Source organism: Shewanella sp. GD03713 (assembly GCF_029843705.1).
In the GTDB taxonomy this organism is placed as follows: Bacteria; Pseudomonadota; Gammaproteobacteria; order Enterobacterales; family Shewanellaceae; genus Shewanella.
Genome location: NZ_JAOCIW010000001.1, coordinates 1,495,329 through 1,516,417, shown reverse-complemented (window position 1 = coordinate 1,516,417; position 21,089 = coordinate 1,495,329). Strand labels below are relative to the sequence as shown.

Sequence of the window (21,089 nt, the reverse complement as noted above, 5' to 3'; positions counted from 1 at the left end):
GGCACAAAAGGATTGCCGCTCGGTATATGAACAATGACGACTTATATTAGTAAAATCAGCATTAATCGGCCTTTGCTGTAAGTTGCAGATAATCTCACCAGTTAGCAAGCCAAAATTGACTTTAGCCACTTTTAAAGGGTATATAAGGTGGGATTTTAGCGAAATCGTTCAATTTAATGCTATAAGATATTACTTTTATTATAAGAACGTAACAATAACTCATACCAAAGCCGCCGTAATTCAACAAGTTACTCTTGCTTTAAAGCTTTAGTAAACCAACGAATTCACAGTGGATAAATGAGAAGAGCAACAACCATTTTTCTGTGGTGACATCATCCTGTTACAGGGGCGCCACAGGCAATCACGAGCTTAAGGTGGAAACTTCATGAGCGTAGCAAAACCACAAGGGACGATGCTTGGTCATCCCAAGGGCCTGTTCCTTCTATTTACAACAGAACTGTGGGAACGTTTTAGTTATTACGCAATGCGCGCCATTTTGGTGCTGTATTTAGTGGACAAAGTGCAGAGTGAAGGGGGACACGGTTTAGGTTGGACGCAAGCCGATGCGATTTCACTCTATGGTACATTCACTGGCCTAGTTTACTTAACACCGCTTATCGGTGGCTGGTTAGCTGACACCTTTTTAGGCCAACGCCGCGCGATTATGATTGGCGGTACTTTAATGGCCGCAGGTCAATTTATTCTTGGTACGCCGCACGCTTGGGTACCAGGTATGGAAACCGAAGTTTTCTATGTCGGCTTAGGTACCTTGATCTTAGGTAACGGCCTGTTCAAGCCGAATATCTCTACCATGGTAGGCGATCTGTACGAAGAAGGTGATCATCGACGTGACGGTGCATTCACCATTTTCTACATGGGGATCAACGTCGGTGCTTTCCTATCGGGTATTATCGTAGGTTCGGTGGTGGCGGCTTATGATGGCAACTTCCAAGCCGGCTTTATCTGTGCCGGTATTGGTATGATCCTGTCATTAATCATCCAACTTGTGTTTGCGCAAAAGCTACTTGGTGACATCGGTAGAACTCCTGCTGCTAAGCTTGAAAAGCAAAAAGCGGCAGAAAAAGGCGAAGTTCGCAAAGAGCCACTCACCAAAGTTGAGCGTGACCGTATTAAAGTCATCATGGTGATGGGCTTATTTACCATCATCTTCTGGGCGGGGTTTGAACAAGCTGGCGGCTTGATGAACCTGTTCACGAATGACTTTACCGACCGTATGATCGGTACTTGGGAAGTTCCTACCACTTGGTTCCAATCCTTAAACGCGATGTTTATCGTGATTTTTGCACCTGTTGTAGCCTCGATTTGGGTACGCTTAGGTAAGAATGAACCAAACTCGCCTGTTAAGTTTGCTTTAGGCTTAGTGCTATTAGCCGTTGGCTTCTTATTCATGATCGGTGCCGTTGTTGAGATGGGTGGCGATGCTTCCGCGAAATCGAGCATGTGGTGGTTAGTCGGTGCTTATTTCTTCCACACTATGGGTGAGCTTTGCTTATCACCGATTGGTTTGTCGATGGTGACTAAGCTAGCCCCATTACGTATAGCTTCATTAATGATGGGTTCTTGGTTCCTGTTCGTTGCTGCCGCTAACAAGATTGGTGGCGTAGTGGGTTCATTCATCGGCCACGGCGGTGAAAAAGAAGAACAGCTCGCCAATGCAATGGCCATTTTCTCGGGTATTGCGATTACTGCTGCGCTTTCTGGTGTGATCTTATACTTCATGGCCGACAAACTTGTGGATTGGATGCATGGCGCAGAAAGCAAGCATCACAACGAAGCCGAAGCGTTAGAAGATGAAATTGCCGTTACCGGTGAGCATGAAGCGATTAAACGTTAATATGCTTTAGGTTCAATCAATAAAAAACGCTGCCATGGCAGCGTTTTTTATTTGTCGCATAGAAGATTAACTTAAGCCATCGAGCTAATTTCCAATTACATTTCTGGTTAATAGTCGATTTTAGAATCATCGCCAACCTTCACATTCGTTGTCATAGATACGCACAAAGTCGCTGTCGTGGCATAGTGAATTTCCCCACAGTTATAGACTTAATTGCATAAAGCCACCCGCTGGTAACTGTGAATCATAAACAAGGCCTTTAAATTGGTTTTCTAAGAGTTGCTGCTTATGTTCAGGCTCACTGGTCGCGATACAGAGCTGCTCCTGCGGCAATATAGTGCGAAACTGAATGCTCGGTTTACCCCAATCTAACATCCCCAATTGCAAGCTCTCAGAAAGTGCTAATGGGCTCAAACCTTCATCATTACGCAAATAGCACCTCAGCCCCTTACCTGCTTGCGCAATCGCGGCGCGATAGCGTGTTAATTCGATAGCGACATAAATAATATCGACTGTAATATCGAGGCCAGATTTAACTAAACGCTCGTTCAAATAACTCAACATATTGAAGGGCTCGATAATGGTCTTGCTTTGGCCACTACGATAACTTTTGAGCTTTTGGTTAACAAAACTGCGCAGCAATACACAGGCAAAAGCCGCTCTATTATCTTCGGGATAGAGATGGGCCATGTACATGATGAGGTAGTCACTACCCACCATAGTGGAATCAATAAAGTAACTGCTGATATCGCTACTCTTAAACAGACTGTAATCCACCTTGGCTGTGGGATAGCTGATGTTAGAGGCAGGAAATAGCTGCTGCTGAACTTGCTTAGCTGCCTCGACACTTTGTTCTAACAGAACCAAGTTATCCTTGAGTTCTTGATTAGATAAAGCATCAAACTCTGCTTGAGTCACATCATCGGAATGGTGTCGTTGCAACCCCTGTTTTATGGCTTGTTCGATGATAAATAAATCGGGGACGGGTTTTACGAGATAATCACAGGCACCAACACGCAGAGCTTCGACGACATCCGCCATTACGTTATTACCAGAGACCACAATTGAAGGCACCAGCGGCTCTAATTTACTCATTTCCTTGAGCATATCGAGTCCACCGAGTTTAGGCATGCTGAGATCGGCAAGAATAATATCGAAACGTTGTTGCTTAAAAATATACAGTCCCTGCTCACCATCGCAGGCCTGCACTACTTTGGCACCGCGCCCAATCAGAAAAGTGGCGACGATTTGCCTAAAGACCGGGTCGTCTTCGACCCAAAGAATAGAAACATCATTTAACGCCATAAAGATTCCCGAATAACATTCATTGCGATAGCAATAACTCAATCATGACATCGGAAGAATCATTCAATACGGCAAGGGCTTGGCTGCAAAAAAGGATTTACAGCCAAGTACAGCGCATAAGCTTACTCAAGTTCCTGCATGTACTGATCGAGCAACTCATCATCTTCTTGTTTTTGAGGAACATTGCCATCATAGACTTTATAGTCCATGTGTTGTAAGTACGCATCTTTCACAAAGGTATAGGGATCGAGCGCATTATCAACAAGCCTTTCTTGGTCAATCGCCGATGCTCTCGCATGAAGACTCTTAAGTCCCCATTTAACAATGGATTGCCACACTGTTAGCTCAGATAGTGGAAAGTATAGACCATCAACCCAATCCGACGCGAGTTCTCGCACTACATAGGGGCCGGCAAAGGGAGCCATAAAATACGGTCCGTTTGGCACGCCGTAGTAGCCTAGCACTTCGTTAAATTCATCTTGCTTGCGTGGCATCCCCATCATATCGGCCACATCAAATACCCCTAGTAAACCGATTGTGGTGTTCACCGTAAAACGGCCACCAGCATTTGCCGCCCAGCCCCATTTACCCTGTAAGGCGTTGTTAACTAGGCTACTCGGTTCTTCCAAATTCTGTACGAAGTTGTTTATCCCCGTTTTGGCGGGCAATGGCAGATAATCGTTGTATCCATGTGCGACAGGACGATAAATATACCGGTCTAAATACAGATAGTTGAAATCCCACATTGCACGGTTAAATCCCTCAAAGGGATCACGCGGATCATCGTAAGTAATCTTTACTGCTGAAGCCGTATCCTTTGGAGTAGTCTCAGGTACAGTCGCCTCTGCCCCATACACCTTAGGCAGTAATGTAAATCCTAAAAGTACCCCTAGCCATTTCAACTTCATATTGCTCTCTTAAATAAATGTACTGCTTAGATATCGAGTTTTGCTAAAGTGACCAAGGACAAGTGACGATAAAAGATTATTCACCTGAGTGGCATACTCTAGTATGACAGAGAAACTGTCGTTGTTTTTACAAAGCGCATAAGCATACTTGGCAAAACATTTTGGTCAATTGTTAATTTTTCAAAATAACGTGCCGTTAGATACACCAACAAGGGCCTTACATGGAGTCAATTCCACTTATTAATACCGCTAATGCGCAATTAATCGCTCCAGCCTCTTCAAACGATGCCGTGAGCGTAAACTCACGTCCCCTTCCAGCTGAAGTGCAAGTCTCCCCCGAGGGCGATAGTATTATTCTAAACGGTACAGAATATAATTTAAAGCTTGTTAATGCACAGCAAAGACAAGCCTTGATTGTGGCGAGTAGTTTCTTAGTGAATCCAATCCCCCCAGAAGCCACTGCCAGCACGAGTGCCAATAGCACTGTCGCTAACGCACAATTACTGACGCTAGGCGCGACACTGACCCTAAAATTACCCGAAGCGATAGCGCAACTTGCGCAGCAAAATGGCATCTCCCTGGATAAGCTCTATACCCTAGCGGCTAGGCCGCAGGGATATCCGCTACCCAATGTCACTGTTACAACAAAAGAATTTCAATTTGCCAACGGGACTGTGGTGCCACAGGATCCTGGTACTCGACTCAGCACTGGAGAATATCAAGCTAAAATAAGCCTCTCGCAAGGAAGGCCTATTTTAGTCCTGACCCCAATACTGAGCAAACTTGAAATCCACATTGGCGCGCCAATAAATGAAACTCAACTTCCCATTATTGATAAACAAGCAGCTAATGTGGTCATCACTAAAACTGAGCCTGCTCAGATAATTGCTGCATTTTTACGTAAACTTGAAGGAATTGCACCACAGGCCGAGCCATCAAATGCAGCGAAGCCTAGTACTCAAGCACCTGTGTCCTCGGAGAATAAAGCTGCCAATATGCTAGCTCCTTCTTCCGCAACAGATATGCCAAACAGCAAAATCAATGTATCGGCCGCTAATCCTCAAACCAGTCTACAAGCCAATACTGAACCTAAGCTGACTGTTGTAAATCAAACGTTAAATACCACGGCGCAATCGCAAGAAACTTCCCAAGCTCAGCAAAAAGCACAAGTGCTGGATGCTAAGACGTTAGAATCCAAGGCCTTTGAATCTAAGTCCCTTGAATCTAAACCACTAGAATTAAAACCTTTAGAAGCTAAAACAATGGCATCGGGTGCGAGCAATCTCGATAGCAATCGAAATTCGCTTTTAGCAGCCAAGGCTCAACAGGATCTCCCCCCTACAAGTTCCACTAAAACTGGCTTAGTCGGTAACGAGTTGCCGCTGAGTCTCAAACCACAGGCGATGGAGGCTCAATTAGGCGAAAAAACAAATAAGTCCACCGAGGCACAAATCAATGTCAATGAGGTGCTACAGAAAGCTTTTACCAAAGCAGGTGCCTTACCATTAGAACAAATGCTCGCGCGCGGCGGAGCAAATCTAGCGGCGGAGTTATTAAAACATTTGCCCCATTTAAGCCCGCCAACATTAGGCCAATTAAGTGAACTGAGCGAATTAAAGGACGCTATGCTTGGGCTTTCAGCCTTAAACCTTGCCGCGCCACAGCTTAGTCAACCCGCCGTTTTTATGAATGCCAATGCGATTACCTCGTTATTTCAACTATTGTTGGGGTTTAGGGCCAATAATGGCAACAATACGGTCAGCCAAAAGCTTGCAGATTACCTAGAGCAATTACAGGCTAAAACGGGTTTATCGACCAATCAGCTTGGACAATTGAGTAAAGCCGGAGGGTTTGAAAGCATGAGCCAACTGGCCTCGAGCTTACACCTTTATCAGCAGGCAAGCGGCGAAAACAACGGCAATCTGGTATGGTTTTTTGCCCTGCCCTATGGGATCAATCAACGGCATGAACAGCTCGAAGGAAAATTTGAACGAGATGCCTATGATGACGAACAACAAAAGCACAAAGCTTGGCATCTGCAATTGAAGTTTAATCTTGCACAGGGGCCGCTGCTAATTTCGGCACGCTTCCATCAGCAAGTGTTAGATATTCAATTTAAAGGTAATAGCCAACAACTGCTCAATCGCGTTGATAATTTTTTAGCTCCCCTAGGCCAAAAGTTATCCCAGCTAGGCTTTACGCCAGGGGAGCTTTCCACCCAAATTGCCCAAGTGCCGGCGACACTGCTCCCGGGCGATCATTTTTTAGTGAAAACACGTGCTTAAAGTCGAGAATGAATGATGAATGAAGAACCCAAAACCCAGCAAGCCGTCGCCTTGAGTTACGATGGGAAACATGCCCCTAAAGTCGTGGCATCAGGGGAAGGATTGGTTGCAGATGAAATTATTGCGCTCGCAAAAGCATCAGGCGTTTATATTCATCAAGATCCCCACCTGAGTAACTTTTTGAGATTACTCGAATTAGGTGAGGAAATTCCGAAAGAACTGTATCTGCTGATCGCAGAACTGATTGCCTTTGTGTACATGTTGGATGGCAAATTTCCTGAGCAGTGGAATAACATGCACAAGAAAATTGTAGAGAAAGCCTAAAATAAGGACGATGCGACTTTGTCTGCTTATTTTCGATGAAGGCGAATTAACAGCTCAGCCTCGGCTTTAGGTAACTCACACTCTTTAATCAGTTCGTCTACCCCCGCGCCTAACGCGACCATTTTCATCGCTCGGGTATAGAGTTTGGCTTGAGGATCCTGCTGCGTCGACTCTTCGATACGCTCAGATTGTTGATGTAAGCGCTTCTCAAGCTCGATAACACGTCGTCCCATGCCGATAGTGCCGCTGCGAAGCTCCTGCAACTCCCGTTTAAAGGACTCACGTTGGCGATCGCCTTCTTTGACCAGCACGGTTAACGCTTCAACTTTACTGCGCAACTTACTCAATTGTTTTTGGAGATAAAGGACTAACCCTAAACACGCAATCACATAAACTAAGGCTGCGATTAAAAATTCATCGCCCATTAATCATCCTTACGCATCACAATAAACTGAAATCAACAATACAACGGGTTCACCAAACGGCAATCATAATGGTTAAACAATGGCGAAATAAACCGTTTGCATTTTGAAAAGCAAGGACGACAGATTAACTAATCTGTCGTCTGATCATGGAAGCTTAGAGCTGATTTAACTCAGCCCATTCTTCATCGGATAATAACTTGTCTAAATCGACGAGGATCAGTAGCTCGTTATCGCGATTGCTCACGCCTTGGATAAATTTGGCGCTTTCTTCAGTGCCGACATTCGGGGCATTATCAATTTCAGAGCGGCGCAGATAAACTACTTCGGCCACACTATCCACCAAAATACCGATTACTTGTTTCTCAGCTTCGATAATCACGATACGAGTCGAATCATCCACTTCCGCCGATTGCAGACCAAAACGTGATCGTGTATCGATAACAGTCACCACATTGCCGCGCAGGTTAATGATCCCTAATACGTAATGGGGGGCGCCAGGCACAGGAGCAATCTCGGTGTAACGTAACACCTCTTGCACCTGCATCACATTGATACCATAAGTTTCGTTGTCTAACTTAAAGGTAACCCATTGCAATACTGCATCATCTTTACTTGCAGCCACGGCCGCGACATTTCTTGTATCTTTCATGTTTACCTCAACCAATGGAGTCCTGACAGCCTAAACCCGCATCAAGCATTTCAACTAAGGCTTGTACGTGCAAAATGCCACACATTTGTTCTTTCACTACACCAGCTAACCAAGGACGTTTCCCGGCTTTGCTGCGCCAGTTTACTTGCGATTTATTAATTTTTACTGCATTAACGAGAGACTCACAAGCTAATCCCCAATTACTGCCTTCTAATAATACAAGATATTGATAATTTACCGATTGCGCCAGTTTATCCGTGTATTTTTCTGGCATCACCCATGCACAGGTATCAACCAGATTTAACTGCTCTTCCCTATGGGTTTGCACCCCTAAAAACCAAGAAGGGCGACCGATAATATGATTAATCCGCTCAACCTTAACGATCCCACCCAGACTCACTAAAGGCACAGCTAAGGTTAACCCTGCCACTTTAAAGAATAGTACTTGAAACTCATCATCGAGTACTTCTTGCAGGTCTTTTGTGATACTTGGAGGGGCAAACCCCACCTGAGTCTCGGGTGTTGTCTCAATGATTATCTCGTCATCTACGACAGTGGATGGCTGCTCAATGGTGACGCTAGCGTCGCATTCGGGTAGCGAAGAGATACTCTCTTGGATCTCCTCAGGCACCTTATCCATCTCGGGCGCGACTTCGCTCAACACTTCCGCAGGCTTATCCTCAATCACCACCGTTTTTAATACCGGCGCGAGGAGTTTCTCCAAAGCCTGCTTATTAACTAACGGCGCTGGCTCATCAAGATGAGGCATATTACTGACAGACTTTGCCTTCTGCGGCTGCACTTCAGCAGCAATGGTCACACTCGCGTGCACTTTAGCCTGACTGTGCTCGGCTAAAATGGCGTCATCGAGTAATTGTGCTTCATTTTTTTTGCCAACCAGTGGTGCCACAACCTCATGTTGAGGCGCACTCGGGGAATCCACAGCTTTGCAGTCTTCTTCATGCAGCAATAATTCAAAAAAATCAAAAACAGTTTCATCAACCGATTTTGACATGGCCAAACTCCCCAGCTAAAAGAAAATCTAATAATCGCTCGTAAGCTTTTACGCCACGACTGCCGCTTGCATAATGGGAAGCGGGTAAATGTGCCAAACTGGCGTCTCTAAATTTAGTATCTACTGGGATCACATCTCGCCAAAGGCTGTCGCCATATTGTTCACTCAGCACCTGCAAGGCAGCAGGTGATGCCTTGGTACGTTTATCGTACATAGTGGGTACAACAGTATAGCTATAACGGGTTTTCTTTGACCGCCCCATGATTTCCATGGTTTTGACCATGCGCTCGAGCCCTTTTATGGCCAAAAACTCGGTTTGCACTGGGATCACTATGTGTTGACTGGCCGCCAGCGCGTTCACCATTAATACCCCTAACACGGGTGGACAGTCGATTATCGCCACATCGTATTCATCGGCAACCAGAGCCAATAAATTACGCAGCACTAACCCCATGCCCTCTTGATGTCCTAGGGCTCTGTCTAGCGTGGCTAACGCCATCGTAGCGGGCAGTAAATCTAAACCATCGACTAAGGTGGGCACTATGTGGGATTTCACTAAGTCTGTCGTCAGACTCTTATGCGCCACAAACACGTCAAATAGCGAACCAGGAACCTCTTCAGAGTCAATGCCAAGATAATAACCAAGCGATGCATGGGGATCGGTATCAATCATCAGTACACGTTTACCCCGTTTAGTGAGCGCACCCGCTAAACTGGCTACTGAAGTGGTTTTTCCAACCCCACCTTTTTGATTCGCAATGGTCCAGACTTTCAAAGAACTGACCTCTTTAATGTTGATTCTCGGCTATTTATCATGCCCGTTTGAGCAACGACAAGCACTACTCGCCTTCCCTTGTGGTCACTCTTATGCCGCCGTTAGGCAAACTAATGACTTTGACCCCATCGGCATTTTCTGAAATCACCACGGGAACATTACTCGACTGAGGTTGTGCTTCCGTAGCAGCAGCCGATGAAGCTTCTGTACGCAGAGACTCAGGCACGGGATCGACAGCAGTTTGCTGCTGCGACGGTTTATCCTCTACCGGTTTCTCAAGCGTCGGCGGAATTTTTGCATCGGATGCCGAGAACGCCTCAGGGCCCAGCGTCACCGCCTTTTGCTCTCCCGGTGAAGCCAACTTTAACATTGCTTTGGTTTGATCCGGATGGGAAGCGAGCCAAGACGCAATCGCCTGTGCCTGTTCATCCGGCACCATGAGCAAAATCTGTGTCGACTCCAATCGCTTTACATCATCGCGTAATGCAGTGATTTTTCGATGATAGTCGAGACTTAACGCGCCGAGGCACAATATAGCGATCGCCATTAACACTATGATAAGCACAATATTTGTGCTTATCGGTGTTTTCGACTTAGCCACGCGCAGACTCTTTTAAAATCGACTCCGCCATGTTATCCAGAGAAATTGACTGAGTGGCGATACCCGCACTGGCCACCGCCTGCGGCATACCATAAACCACGCAGCTGGCCTCATCCTGAGCCCAAATAGTCGCGCCCACCGATTTCAGCATACGCGCACCTTCGCGGCCGTCAGCTCCCATGCCCGTCAGCACGACCGCCAGCACATCCCCGCCATAGGCTTTAGATGCTGAGGCAAAGGTAATGTCGACGCAGGGTTTGTAATTCATCTCAGCGCTACCCGCCAAGACTTTAACACGGCCAGTAACACCAGCGCGCTCAACCATCATTTGCATTCCACCTGGCGCAAGATAAGCGCAACCTGGACGCAATACATCACCATTAGCCGCTTCTTTCACTTCGATCTTACACAAACCGTTTAAACGGTTCGCAAAAGCGGGGGTGAAAGCCGCAGGCATATGCTGGATAAGCAAAATAGGATGAGGATAATTTGCTGGGAACTGAGTCAAAATCTTCTGCAAGGCGACAGGCCCGCCAGTCGATGTGCCAATCAGCAATAATTTATATTGCTTACCACTTGGACGAATCGAGGTTGCAGGTGAAGAACGCACAGGCGCTGGCGCAGGTTGCGCATGGGTAGCAGCGCCGCCTAATACGGTACTCGCACTCTGGCGAGGTGGCGGCGTAGGCGCCGTTGGACGCACCGTCGGGCGGAAAATCCGGCGACGACCTAAGGCTTTAACCCTTTGCTGCAATAATAGAATTGCTTCGTCTTTATTGGTCGCAATATCTTCAAAGCGCTTAGGTAAGAAATCGAGCGCCCCCGCATCGAGGGCATCTAGCGTGGCTTTGGCGCCATCGTGGGTCAATGAAGAAAACATCAAAATTGGTGTTGGACATTTCGCCATGATCTCACGCACGGCCGTAATACCGTCCATGACAGGCATTTCAATATCCATTGTAATGACTTGAGGATTTAGCTCGGCAGCCATCTTCACCGCTTCGGCCCCGTTAGAGGCCGTCGCGATCACTTCCAGTTCAGGATCTTGATTGACTATTTCACTAACACGTCGTCTAAAAAAACTTGAGTCATCAACGACTAATACTTTAATGGCCATTCCATTCCTTATTGGAAACTAACTTTTATTTTTCGCATAATGCTTTAATAACCCTGGGACATCCAAGATGAGGGCGATGCCACCGTCGGATGTGATTGTCGCCCCCGCCATACCTGGCGTGCCATGCAACAATGCACCCAAGGGTTTAATCACCACTTCTTCTTGTCCAATTAAAGCATCAACAACAAAACCAATTTGCATCATTCCCAGCTGTACAATCACCACATGGCCATGTTTCTTGTCACCATGTTTAAAGTTGGTTCTATTGCGATGTAACCACTGCTCCAGATAGAAAAGCGGTACGGCCTTGTTGCGGACAATCACAGTAAGTTGTCCATCGACAATATTGGTCTTGGTGAGATCGAGATGGAAAATCTCATTCACACTGGATAAAGGCAACGCAAACACCTGCTTGGCAACGTCCACCATTAAGGTAGGCATAATCGCCAAGGTCAGCGGCACTTTAATCTCAAGTACGGTGCCCTTGCCTTTCATCGAGTCGATATGCACGGTTCCGTTAAGTTGGGTAATACGGGTTTTCACCACGTCCATCCCAACACCACGGCCGGAAATATCTGAAATCTCCACTTTCGTCGAGAAGCCAGGCGCAAAAATCAGGTTATAAGCTTCGCTGTCGGTCATCCGCGCCGCGGTATCCTCATCGAGTACCCCACGCTTGATGGCAATTTGCTTCAACTTTTCAGGATCCATACCCGCGCCATCGTCTTCAATTTTCAGCAGGATATGATCACCCTCTTGGCTTGCAGACAGAGTGATGGTGCCTGTTCTAGGTTTGCCGCTGGCCTCACGATCATTAGGCATCTCAATGCCATGATCTACTGAGTTACGCACTAAGTGCACTAACGGATCGGCAAGCGCCTCGACTAAGTTTTTATCGAGGTCCGTCTCTTCGCCCACGAGGACTAAATCAATTTCTTTATTCAGAGTACGAGCTAAATCGCGTACAACCCGAGGGAAGCGACCAAAGACTTTCTTGATGGGTTGCATACGCGTTTTCATCACCGCGCCCTGCAAATCCGCTGTCACCAAGTCTAAATTCGCTAGCGCCTTAGACATTTCTTCGTCATCACGACTAATACCTAAGCTCAATAAGCGGTTACGCACTAACACTAACTCGCCGACCATGTTCATGATTTGGTCGAGCCGGGCGGTATCGACGCGAACAGTTGTCTCGCCCTGAGGTACGTTAGCAGACGCTGCTGCCGCTGCTTTAGCAGGGGCTTTTTCAGCAACCGCCACATCAGTTTTGGCTTTTACCGCAGGAGGTGTTGCTGGTGTAGCAACACTGGCTTTGGGAGCGGCAGGAGTTGAAGGCGCTGCGGCACTTGGAGGCGCTTTAGCGGGCTCGGTTTTAGCTGGAGCAGATTCGGCTTTCGCAGTCACTTTTGCAGGTGCACCGCCTTTACCGTGTAACTCATCGAGGAGACGCTCGAACTCATCTTCAGTGATTTCGTCCGAATCAACAGCTGGAGCGGCAGGCTTTGGTGCAGCGACAACTGCTTCAACTTTTGGCTTGGCAGGCTCTTCCACTTTACCTTTAAACTTGCCAGAACCGTGCAGCTCATCGAGCAGCGCTTCAAACTCGTCATCGGTGATATCATCGCTTGCGCTTGCAGATGTCGCTTGAGGCTTATTTTGCACAGCAGGGGCAGCATCGGCTTGTGGAGCAGAAACTCCGGGACCTTTTCCGGCGCCGTGCAACGCATCGAGTAATGCTTCAAACTCCGCTTCATCGATTTCATCGATACTGGAATCTGAAAGCTCTGATTTCTCAATCGGCATTTCTTCAACGGCGGCAACTTCAACCACTGTTTCTATGACAGGTTCGGGCTCAGGTTCTGGCAATGGTTCAACTTCGGCACTACTTTGACCTGACTCGGAAGGAAGCGGCTCACCGGAGCTGAGCATTTTCAATTTAGCCAATAATGCAGGATCTGCTGGGTCTTGTTGCTCGCCTTGTTGGGTTTGAGCAAACATAGTGTTAATCGCATCGACAGCCTGAAGAATGATGTCCATTAACTCTGCGGAGACACTGCGCTTGCCAGTGCGTAATAAATCGAAGGTGTTTTCTGCTTCGTGACAGACATCCACCATGGGAGTGAGACTAAGGAAACCCGCACCGCCCTTTACAGTATGAAACCCCCTGAAAATGGCATTTAGCAAGTTAGTATCATCAGGATTGTTTTCAAGCGCGACCAGCTGCTCTTGCAGCAACTCAAGAATTTCGCCCGCTTCAATTAAAAAGTCCTGGAGTATCTCTTCATCTACATCAAAGGCCATCAAATTGACTCCCAGTTAGAAACCCAGACTCGACAGCAGATCATCGACTTCATCTTGACCGGTAACGACGTCTTGACGAAGCTCGGCATTCATTATCGGTCCTTCAGCTTCAATATTATTTTTCTGAGTAATCTGACTCTCAATCACGGGTTGCTCACCAAATACTGTCAGCATAGACACCAGATTACTTTCAACTTCCATCACTAGATCGATCACCCGCCGGATCATTTGTCCAGTCAGGTCCTGAAAATCCTGCGCCATCAAAATCTGGTTGAGCAATTCGCGTAAGCGATTGGAATCCAATTCGCTACGTGACATCAAATGCTGCACATTGTGGCAAAGCGCTTTAAAATCGCTCAGAGCGATTTCACGGCGCATCAATTTGTCCCAAGAAGGCATCACTTGTTGAATATTCGCCGTTAATGCATTCGCGAGCGGCAAGCACTCTTCTACCGCATCCATGGTTTTATTCGCTGCTTGCTCGGTCATGTCAATGACATAACTTAGCCGTTCCTTAGCATCGGGAATTTCGGTATTCGCAAGTTCAACCAAACGATTATCAACTTGGAAATCCATTAATGCGCTGTGAAGTTGCCTTGTAAGTTTACCAACTTCATCAAAGAGCTCCCGTTGAAGTGGAGCCGCGAGTTCCCTAAATAAATCATCTGCTTGAGCTTGTTCATTTGCGCTTAATAGTTCAACTAAACGCTGAGCCTTCTCGAGCGTAATGAGCCCTGATGTTTGTGACTTCATAGCTCATCCCTGCTTAAGCGAGTCGTTCGAATATTTTATCTAACTTCTCTTTAAGTGTTGCTGCGGTAAAAGGTTTAACCACATAGCCGTTAACACCGGCTTGTGCGGCAGCAATAATTTGTTCACGTTTTGCTTCAGCGGTAACCATTAATACGGGTAAATGCTTAAGGGAATCGTCAGCCCGAATAGCCTTCAGCAAATCAATACCCTGCATACCTGGCATGTTCCAGTCTGTCACGACAAAATCAAAGTCGCCCTTTTGTAACATAGGCAGCGCAGTTGAGCCGTCGTCTGCTTCTTGGGTATTGTTAAAGCCCAAGTCTCGCAACAAGTTCTTGATGATACGTCTCATTGTCGAAAAGTCATCAACGATGAGAATCTTCATATTCTTGTCCAAGGTTTCCTCCGGTGAGCCGACATTCTGTGCTCAATAAATAATTATACTTATGTCCAATGCTTGAGTTTGCCTTTGAGCCGCAACATTGCCTGACTTAATATCTGGCTAACTCGCGATTCACTTACCTCAAGAATGGCGCCAATTTCTTTTAAATTCAATGCTTCATCGTAGTATAACGATAGCACTAGCGCATCTCTTTCGGGCAATAATTTTATCGCCTCAACTAGTGCTGAATGAAACTGGGTTTCTGCTAACGCTTCATATGTACCATCACTGACATTATCGCTCGAAGTGAGTATATCCTGCGATACGCCTAAGTCTTCTATCCCTATGATTTTACCAACAGAAACATCGTTAAGAATATGATGGTACTCATCGAGCGTCATATCAAGTTTTTCTGCAATTTCTGTGTCGCGTGCATCACGACCCAAAACTTGCTCCAACTCATCAATGGCTTGAGCAACTCGACGATTATTTCGATGAACAGAGCGGGGAACCCAGTCGCCACGACGGATCTCATCCAACATGGCGCCACGGATCCGTATGCCGGCGAAGGTTTCAAACTTTGCACCTTTGCCACCATCAAACTTGGATGATGCTTCTAATAACCCCATCATCCCCGCTTGAAGCAAGTCATCGAGCTGCACTGAGGCAGGTAATCTGGCGAGCAAGTGATGTGCAATTCTTTTAACCAACGGTGCATACTGTTCAACGATTGACGTTTTACTGTCTAAACAAGTATACGCTGCGGCTTTATTCACTCGTTTTTTCCTCTTGAAAATCTGGTCGCTGAACTAAACGCTCAACGAAAAACTCCAAATGCCCACCAGGTTGCTGTGGTACTGGCCAGCTCATGATTTTATTCGCTAGGCCATGGTACGCAATCGCAGCTGGAGACTTAGGATAAGCCTCAACCACTAACTTTTGTTTACGCACTGATTTGCGAAGGTTTTCATCAAACGGAATGGTCGCAACCAGTTCGAGTGCCACGTCCAAGAATCTGTCGGTCACTTTACTGAGTTTAGCAAACAATTCCATACCTTCGCGCAAACTGCGCACCATATTAGCAACAATTTTAAAGCGGAAAACGCCGTGTTCACGGCTGAGAATTTTGATTAACGCATAGGCGTCAGTGATAGAGGTTGGCTCGTCACAAACAACCACCAACACATCCTGTGACGCGCGAGAGAAACTGAGTACCATGTCAGAAATCCCCGCGGCAGTATCCACGATGAGGATATCAAACTGGGTGCGCATCTCACTGAAAGCACGAATTAAGCCCGCATGTTGCGCAGGGCTCAACTCTACCATGCCTTGAGTTCCTGAGGTCGCAGGGACAATGCCAATGCCCTTAGGTCCGCGGACGATAATATCATCCAGCTCAGCATCGCCAGAGAGTACATGGGACAGGTTACGTTCAGCACGGATCCCTAACATGACATCGACGTTTGCTAAGCCTAGGTCGGCATCAAGCACTAAGACACGCTTGCCCTTTTCGGCTAATGCTACTGCGGTATTGATAGACACGCTGGTTTTACCCACGCCACCTTTACCACCCGTAACCGCGATTACTTTCACTTTTTCGTTATAGGGTTGATTCATCATACGTAAACCACTTGCTTGATCCAGGGTCATAACTCTACTCAAATGCACAGGTCATATTATCTGACCACGCTGTGTCTGGTAACGATTGTTGTTCAGTGTTTTCTAAGGCCGCTAACGCCTGCTCTGCGAGCAGCAAAGTATCGGCAACTTTCATATCTTCGGGCACTCGCTGCCCATCCGTAACATAACTTAATGGCAACCCACTTTGGATCAACACACTTAATGCACCCGCTAACGACACGGACTCATCGAGTTTGGTGAGTACAACACCAGATAATGGAATGCGTTTAAAGTGATTTACAGCATCCTGTAGCACACGGCGCTGTCCTGTGGCAGACAGTACCAGATAACTGCGGATAGGTATTCTGCTATTTGCAGTTAAATTATCAAGTTGCTGGTAAAGCCGCATATCTCGTTGGCCCATTCCTGCGGTATCTATCAATACTAGCTTGCGATTTCTGAACTGATACAGTATTTGCTCTAGCTCAGCAAGATCATGGGCTTGCTTAACGGGGCATCCCATAATTTTGCCATAGGTGGCCAATTGCTCATAGGCGCCAATACGATAATGATCGGTAGTGATCAAGGCGACTTGATCCGCGCCATGATGGGCGGCGAAACGAGCCGCTAATTTGGCTAAGGAAGTGGTTTTGCCTACACCCGTTGGGCCAACCAGCGCTACAACACCCCCTTGCTTAACTATATCATCGCCTTGATTATCAAGCATATTAGCTAGACTTTGTGGCAAGGCACGAACTAATTCTGCTGGGGTATAGTGTTGACTAAGCGCCGCTAACTTGTTCGCGACCGCAGGCGAAAACTCCGCTTCCAGTAATTTTGACTCCAGCATCGCACCAACAGGGTCGATACGCTTTTTGTGTTCAGTCATCAGCGCAGACACTTGATGAGTAAGCAAATTGCGTAAGGATGCTAACTCATCACGCATCGCTTCGATATCCGCATTTTGCTTCTGTGAAACCTGTGGCTTCTTATCGAAAGCATGGCCCATATCTCGGCGCTCAGCTTTTGGCGCGGCGGGAGCTTGTAGACCTTGTGCCCACGCAGGCAGTTCGGCGTCTTGTTGTTGATGGGTGAGCTGTTGGTTTAAACGGCTTTGTTGCTTCTCTAGCAATGCTTGGAGAGAGTCTGCTGGCGCCGAGGGTTTTAACTTAGTTTCAGCGCGAATCGGCGCTTTAGCACCGAGCGACACTAAGTCATCACTCACATCCATAAAAGTCGGTGCAGCGGCAGGCGCCTTCGCTTTGGGCTCGTCATAGTCAACGGCGGCCACAATCTCAATGCCGCCATTTACCTTTTTATTCGACATAATCACGGCATCGGAGCCGAGCGTGTCCTTCACTTGGGCCAGTGCAGCACGCATGTCTTTGGCAAAAAAACGTTTAATCTTCACTTATGCGTCCTCTACTGGCCGACGGCAGACACTATGCGTATTTGCTTTTCATCGGGGATTTCTTGGTAAGAAATCACTCTGAGATTAGGAATAGTATATTTAACAAAGCGAGACAGTGTCGCACGTAACATACCTGACGTTAGCAAAATAGCGGGCTGACCAACCATTTCTTGCTTTTGAGCGGCATCCGCTAAGGATTGCTGCATACGCTCTGCAAGACCAGGCTCGATATTTGGGCCATCGCCACCGGTTGCTTGCATTGACTGATGCAACATCTGTTCCAACTCTGGCGCCAAAGTTATGACAGGTATTTCAAGTTCAGGACCCGAGATCTCTTGAACTATCATGCGCTTCAATGCGATACGCACTGCCGCCGTTAACACTTCAGTATCGTTACTCTTAGTGCCGTATTCTAACAAAGTTTGCACTATGGTACGCAAGTCTCTGACAGAAACTCCTTCATTTAATAGGTTTTGCATCACTTTTACGACATTTCCGAGCGGCATCACATCAGGAATAAAGCCATCCACCAGCTTAGGCGAATGCTTGGCAAGCATATCCATCAGTTGTTGCACTTCTTCGTAGCCTAAGAGTTTCGCCGCGTTATTCGTCAATATTTGGCTGATATGGGTAGCCACCACTGTCGCGGCATCCACCACGGTATAACCTAAGGTTTGTGCATGTTCACGCAGCTCAGGGGCAATCCACACGGCTTCGAGACCAAAGGCTGGATCACGCGTTTCGATACCATCGAGCTTGCCATAAACTTGGCCTGGGTTGATGGCGAGTTCGCAGTCATGGCGAATATCCGCCTCTCCAACCACCACGCCCATTAACGAGATGCGGTAGGCATTAGGTGATAAATCGAGGTTGTCACGAATATGAACCGCAGGTACCAAGAAGCCCAGTTCTTGAGAAAGCTTTTTACGTACCCCTTTGATCCGGCTCAGTAATTCCCCACCTTGTCCCTTATCGACTAATGGGATCAAACGATAACCCACTTCCAGACCGATAGTGTCAACATGGTGTACATCGTCCCAGCTAAGTTCTTTAGGTTCTCTTTCGGCTCTTTCCGTTGGGCCCGTTTTGACTTGCTCAAGAGCTTTAGCACGTTTGGCTTCATTACGTTTGAAGATAAAGTAAGCCGCACCAGCTGTGATCACGGCAAAGCTTAAAAACGCCATATGTGGCATGCCAGGCACAATACCCATGACAAAGAGTACGCCAGCAGCAATACTGAGCGACTTGTGACTGTCAAACATCTGACTAATTAACATCTGGCCCATATCGCCAGATTCATTTTGACGGGTCACCATCAACGCCGCAGCGATTGACAGTAATAGACCAGGAATTTGTGCGACGAGACCGTCACCAATGGTTAACAGTGTATAAATTTCAACAGCTTGGGAGAATGTCAAACCGTGCTGCACAATCCCGATAATAAACCCACCGAGAATGTTGATAACTAAGATCATGATACCGGCAATCGCATCGCCCTTCACAAACTTAGATGCACCGTCCATTGCGCCATAGAAGTCGGCTTCGCGGGTCACCTCGGCGCGTCTGGTTCTGGCTTGATCCTGATTAATAATACCTGCGTTCAAATCGGCATCGATGGCCATTTGCTTACCGGGCATCGCATCTAAGGTGAAGCGAGCACTCACCTCGGCAATACGGCCAGCACCTTTAGTCACAACAGCAAAGTTAATAATAATCAAGATGATAAATACAACTAGACCCACTGCATAGTTACCGCCAATGACCACGGAGCCGAAGGCCTCAATCACCTTACCGGCGGCGTCACCACCATTGTGACCTTCGAGTAATACCACACGGGTCGATGCCACGTTAAGTGCGAGTCGCAGCAATGTCGCGACTAATAAAACAGTTGGAAAAGCAGCAAAGTCTAAGGGTCTGTCGGTATAAATCGCGACAAGAAGAACAATCAAAGCCAAGGCAATGTTAAAGGAGAATAAAACGTCGAGTAGAAACGGCGGGATAGGCAATACAATCATAGCCAATGCCGCAAGCACTAGCATTGGCGTACCTATACCCTTGAAAGAGCTCAGTTTCAACTGTTTTACTTGGCCTAGGGAGGCTTTAACATCCATTCACAGATACCTAAACTTTGACGTATAACAGCCTAAAAGCAAAAAGCGCGCCAACCGCTAGCGCTTCAAGTCGTGGTTTTATCTCTGTGAACGAGCTCTGCGTTAACCTAACACTTAACTAATGCTTCAGCTCGTCAGGAATGGGTTGATTAGCTGGGATTGGAATAGGTTTACGGCCACGACCTTTTTGGTACTGGCGTAACTGGAACACATAAGCCAGCACCTGTGCCACCGCGGTAAATAGGCCCTCAGGGATCTGCTGCTCAAGCTTAGTGGTGTGATAAATTGCCCGCGCCAGCGGTGGTGCTGAGACAATCGCAATATTATGTGCCCTTGCTACTTCGCGGATTTTAAACGCGACTTCATCCACTCCTTTAGCGATAACAAAAGGCGCTGCAGAGCGCTTTACATCGTATTTAATGGCCACCGCATAATGCTCAGGGTTAACGACTATCACATCGGCATTGGGGACTTCGGCCATCATACGTCGCTGCGCTAACTCACGCTGCATTTGGCGTACTCGCCCTTTGACCTCAGGTTTACCTTCGGTGTCTTTATACTCGTCTTTCACTTCCTGCTTAGTCATTTTCAGCTGTTTGTTGTGATTCCAGATCTGAAACGGCACATCGATTACAACAATGACTAAGACGGAGGAGCAAAGCAGAATAAACATCCACACTAACAAATCAAGCGCATGATGGACGTTACCGGGGAGATGATCGGCTGACAGGAGTAGAATATCGTTAAAATAATGACTGAGAAGTAAATAAGCCGCGATGGCTACCACAGAAAACTTAGCAATCCCTTTGGTTAATTCAACCAAGGCCTGCACACCAAACATCCGCTTAAAGCCCGCAATCGGGCTCATTTTACTGGCTTTAGGCATCATGGCTTGGGTCGAGAAATTCATCCCGCCAAGGGATACGTTACCGATAAATGCCACCACGACAATCAGTAACATAATCTTGAGTAACGGCCAGCCAATCTCACTTCCCACGACGCCCCATACATTAAACATCTGGTTCGTATCGAAAATCGCAGCGCGATCCATGGTAAAGACGCGCTCAAACACATTAGACAGCGCCTTCGCAATCCCAGGCCCGAGCATATACAAACCTGTCGCCGCCGAGAGTAACACGGTCGCAGTACCTAACTCTTTTGAGCGGGCTACCTGCCCTTTTTCTCGCGCTTGTTCGAGGCGCCTCCCGGTGGGTTCCTCGCTGCGTTCGCCGCTACTTTCTTCAGCCATTAC

At 47.1% G+C, this 21,089-nt stretch carries 19 protein-coding genes; 3 read left to right on the top strand and 16 right to left on the bottom strand.

Features of this window, described 5'->3' with window-relative positions; genetic code table 11:
- The first annotated feature begins 385 nt into the window (after positions 1 to 385).
- Complete coding sequence (locus N5E87_RS06795) at positions 386 to 1,855, top strand: peptide MFS transporter (protein ID WP_279767646.1); 1,470 nt, start codon at positions 386 to 388, stop codon at positions 1,853 to 1,855.
- A gap of 201 nt (positions 1,856 to 2,056) precedes the next feature.
- On the opposite strand, the gene N5E87_RS06790 is transcribed toward N5E87_RS06795, so the two are convergent.
- On the bottom strand, positions 2,057 to 3,160 hold the full coding sequence (locus N5E87_RS06790; RefSeq protein ID WP_279775192.1) for a response regulator: 1,104 nt from the start codon (positions 3,158 to 3,160) through the stop codon (positions 2,057 to 2,059).
- Positions 3,161 to 3,282: 122 nt separating this feature from the next.
- Positions 3,283 to 4,068 (bottom strand): VacJ family lipoprotein, encoded by a 786-nt coding sequence (locus tag N5E87_RS06785; protein WP_279775191.1) that lies wholly within the window; start codon positions 4,066 to 4,068, stop codon positions 3,283 to 3,285.
- Between the two features lie 221 nt (positions 4,069 to 4,289).
- Here N5E87_RS06785 and N5E87_RS06780 point away from each other — a divergent pair, with 221 nt between their 5' ends.
- Positions 4,290 to 6,353, top strand: a complete 2,064-nt coding sequence (locus N5E87_RS06780) for a flagellar hook-length control protein FliK (RefSeq protein WP_279775190.1) — start codon at positions 4,290 to 4,292, stop codon at positions 6,351 to 6,353.
- Between the two features lie 15 nt (positions 6,354 to 6,368).
- The gene (locus N5E87_RS06775) at positions 6,369 to 6,677 is read left to right on the top strand and encodes an EscU/YscU/HrcU family type III secretion system export apparatus switch protein (protein ID WP_086903746.1); all 309 of its coding nucleotides are present in this window, start codon (positions 6,369 to 6,371) and stop codon (positions 6,675 to 6,677) included.
- Between the two features lie 26 nt (positions 6,678 to 6,703).
- Here N5E87_RS06775 and N5E87_RS06770 read toward each other — a convergent pair whose 3' ends face one another.
- The 14 genes from N5E87_RS06770 to flhB all read right to left on the bottom strand — a co-directional run bounded on the left by N5E87_RS06770 (position 6,704) and on the right by flhB (position 21,086).
- Positions 6,704 to 7,102 (bottom strand): DUF2802 domain-containing protein, encoded by a 399-nt coding sequence (locus tag N5E87_RS06770; RefSeq protein WP_011622093.1) that lies wholly within the window; start codon positions 7,100 to 7,102, stop codon positions 6,704 to 6,706.
- A 154-nt stretch (positions 7,103 to 7,256) separates the two neighbouring features.
- Complete coding sequence (locus tag N5E87_RS06765) at positions 7,257 to 7,751, bottom strand: chemotaxis protein CheW (protein WP_011073088.1); 495 nt, start codon at positions 7,749 to 7,751, stop codon at positions 7,257 to 7,259.
- Positions 7,752 to 7,758: 7 nt separating this feature from the next.
- Positions 7,759 to 8,766: a chemotaxis protein CheW gene (locus tag N5E87_RS06760; RefSeq protein ID WP_011716436.1), complete on the bottom strand. Its 1,008-nt coding sequence runs from the start codon at positions 8,764 to 8,766 to the stop codon at positions 7,759 to 7,761.
- The gene (locus N5E87_RS06755; RefSeq protein WP_011716435.1) at positions 8,750 to 9,541 is read right to left on the bottom strand and encodes a ParA family protein; all 792 of its coding nucleotides are present in this window, start codon (positions 9,539 to 9,541) and stop codon (positions 8,750 to 8,752) included. Before N5E87_RS06755 ends, N5E87_RS06760 begins: the two co-directional genes overlap by 17 nt.
- A gap of 64 nt (positions 9,542 to 9,605) precedes the next feature.
- Positions 9,606 to 10,121, bottom strand: a complete 516-nt coding sequence (locus tag N5E87_RS06750; RefSeq protein WP_041412972.1) for a hypothetical protein — start codon at positions 10,119 to 10,121, stop codon at positions 9,606 to 9,608.
- 13 nt (positions 10,122 to 10,134) lie between these two features.
- Positions 10,135 to 11,259, bottom strand: coding sequence for a chemotaxis response regulator protein-glutamate methylesterase (locus N5E87_RS06745; protein WP_011716433.1), 1,125 nt, complete (start codon positions 11,257 to 11,259; stop codon positions 10,135 to 10,137).
- Positions 11,260 to 11,277: 18 nt separating this feature from the next.
- Complete coding sequence (locus tag N5E87_RS06740; RefSeq protein WP_279775189.1) at positions 11,278 to 13,560, bottom strand: chemotaxis protein CheA; 2,283 nt, start codon at positions 13,558 to 13,560, stop codon at positions 11,278 to 11,280.
- A gap of 15 nt (positions 13,561 to 13,575) precedes the next feature.
- The gene (locus N5E87_RS06735) at positions 13,576 to 14,313 is read right to left on the bottom strand and encodes a protein phosphatase CheZ (protein ID WP_011622087.1); all 738 of its coding nucleotides are present in this window, start codon (positions 14,311 to 14,313) and stop codon (positions 13,576 to 13,578) included.
- A 13-nt stretch (positions 14,314 to 14,326) separates the two neighbouring features.
- Complete coding sequence (gene cheY, locus N5E87_RS06730) at positions 14,327 to 14,710, bottom strand: chemotaxis response regulator CheY (protein ID WP_007649667.1); 384 nt, start codon at positions 14,708 to 14,710, stop codon at positions 14,327 to 14,329.
- Positions 14,711 to 14,757: 47 nt separating this feature from the next.
- Positions 14,758 to 15,471 carry an RNA polymerase sigma factor FliA gene (locus tag N5E87_RS06725; protein WP_011716431.1) on the bottom strand — a complete coding sequence of 238 codons (714 nt, stop codon included), beginning with the start codon at positions 15,469 to 15,471 and terminating at the stop codon, positions 14,758 to 14,760.
- Positions 15,464 to 16,345 carry a MinD/ParA family protein gene (locus N5E87_RS06720; protein ID WP_011622085.1) on the bottom strand — a complete coding sequence of 294 codons (882 nt, stop codon included), beginning with the start codon at positions 16,343 to 16,345 and terminating at the stop codon, positions 15,464 to 15,466. Before N5E87_RS06720 ends, N5E87_RS06725 begins: the two co-directional genes overlap by 8 nt.
- Positions 16,346 to 16,349: 4 nt before the next feature.
- Positions 16,350 to 17,726 (bottom strand): flagellar biosynthesis protein FlhF, encoded by a 1,377-nt coding sequence (gene flhF / locus N5E87_RS06715; protein ID WP_279775188.1) that lies wholly within the window; start codon positions 17,724 to 17,726, stop codon positions 16,350 to 16,352.
- Between the two features lie 11 nt (positions 17,727 to 17,737).
- Positions 17,738 to 19,837 (bottom strand): flagellar biosynthesis protein FlhA, encoded by a 2,100-nt coding sequence (flhA, locus tag N5E87_RS06710; RefSeq protein WP_011716429.1) that lies wholly within the window; start codon positions 19,835 to 19,837, stop codon positions 17,738 to 17,740.
- A 118-nt stretch (positions 19,838 to 19,955) separates the two neighbouring features.
- On the bottom strand, positions 19,956 to 21,086 hold the full coding sequence (gene flhB / locus N5E87_RS06705) for a flagellar biosynthesis protein FlhB (protein WP_011622082.1): 1,131 nt from the start codon (positions 21,084 to 21,086) through the stop codon (positions 19,956 to 19,958).
- Between the last annotated feature and the right edge of the window lie 3 nt (positions 21,087 to 21,089).

Excerpts from the sequence above, each read along its gene's own strand:
- N5E87_RS06795 (WP_279767646.1), top strand. The coding sequence starts at position 386 with ATGAGCGTAGCAAAACCACAAGGGACGATGCTTGGTCATCCCAAGGGC.
- N5E87_RS06790 (WP_279775192.1), bottom strand. The coding sequence starts at position 3,160 with ATGGCGTTAAATGATGTTTCTATTCTTTGGGTCGAAGACGACCCGGTC.
- N5E87_RS06785 (WP_279775191.1), bottom strand. The coding sequence starts at position 4,068 with ATGAAGTTGAAATGGCTAGGGGTACTTTTAGGATTTACATTACTGCCT.
- N5E87_RS06780 (WP_279775190.1), top strand. The coding sequence starts at position 4,290 with ATGGAGTCAATTCCACTTATTAATACCGCTAATGCGCAATTAATCGCT.
- N5E87_RS06775 (WP_086903746.1), top strand. The coding sequence starts at position 6,369 with ATGAATGAAGAACCCAAAACCCAGCAAGCCGTCGCCTTGAGTTACGAT.
- N5E87_RS06770 (WP_011622093.1), bottom strand. The coding sequence starts at position 7,102 with ATGGGCGATGAATTTTTAATCGCAGCCTTAGTTTATGTGATTGCGTGT.
- N5E87_RS06765 (WP_011073088.1), bottom strand. The coding sequence starts at position 7,751 with ATGAAAGATACAAGAAATGTCGCGGCCGTGGCTGCAAGTAAAGATGAT.
- N5E87_RS06760 (WP_011716436.1), bottom strand. The coding sequence starts at position 8,766 with ATGTCAAAATCGGTTGATGAAACTGTTTTTGATTTTTTTGAATTATTG.
- N5E87_RS06745 (WP_011716433.1), bottom strand. The coding sequence starts at position 11,259 with ATGGCCATTAAAGTATTAGTCGTTGATGACTCAAGTTTTTTTAGACGA.
- N5E87_RS06740 (WP_279775189.1), bottom strand. The coding sequence starts at position 13,560 with ATGGCCTTTGATGTAGATGAAGAGATACTCCAGGACTTTTTAATTGAA.
- N5E87_RS06735 (WP_011622087.1), bottom strand. The coding sequence starts at position 14,313 with ATGAAGTCACAAACATCAGGGCTCATTACGCTCGAGAAGGCTCAGCGT.
- N5E87_RS06720 (WP_011622085.1), bottom strand. The coding sequence starts at position 16,345 with ATGACCCTGGATCAAGCAAGTGGTTTACGTATGATGAATCAACCCTAT.
- flhA (WP_011716429.1), bottom strand. The coding sequence starts at position 19,837 with ATGGATGTTAAAGCCTCCCTAGGCCAAGTAAAACAGTTGAAACTGAGC.
- flhB (WP_011622082.1), bottom strand. The coding sequence starts at position 21,086 with ATGGCTGAAGAAAGTAGCGGCGAACGCAGCGAGGAACCCACCGGGAGG.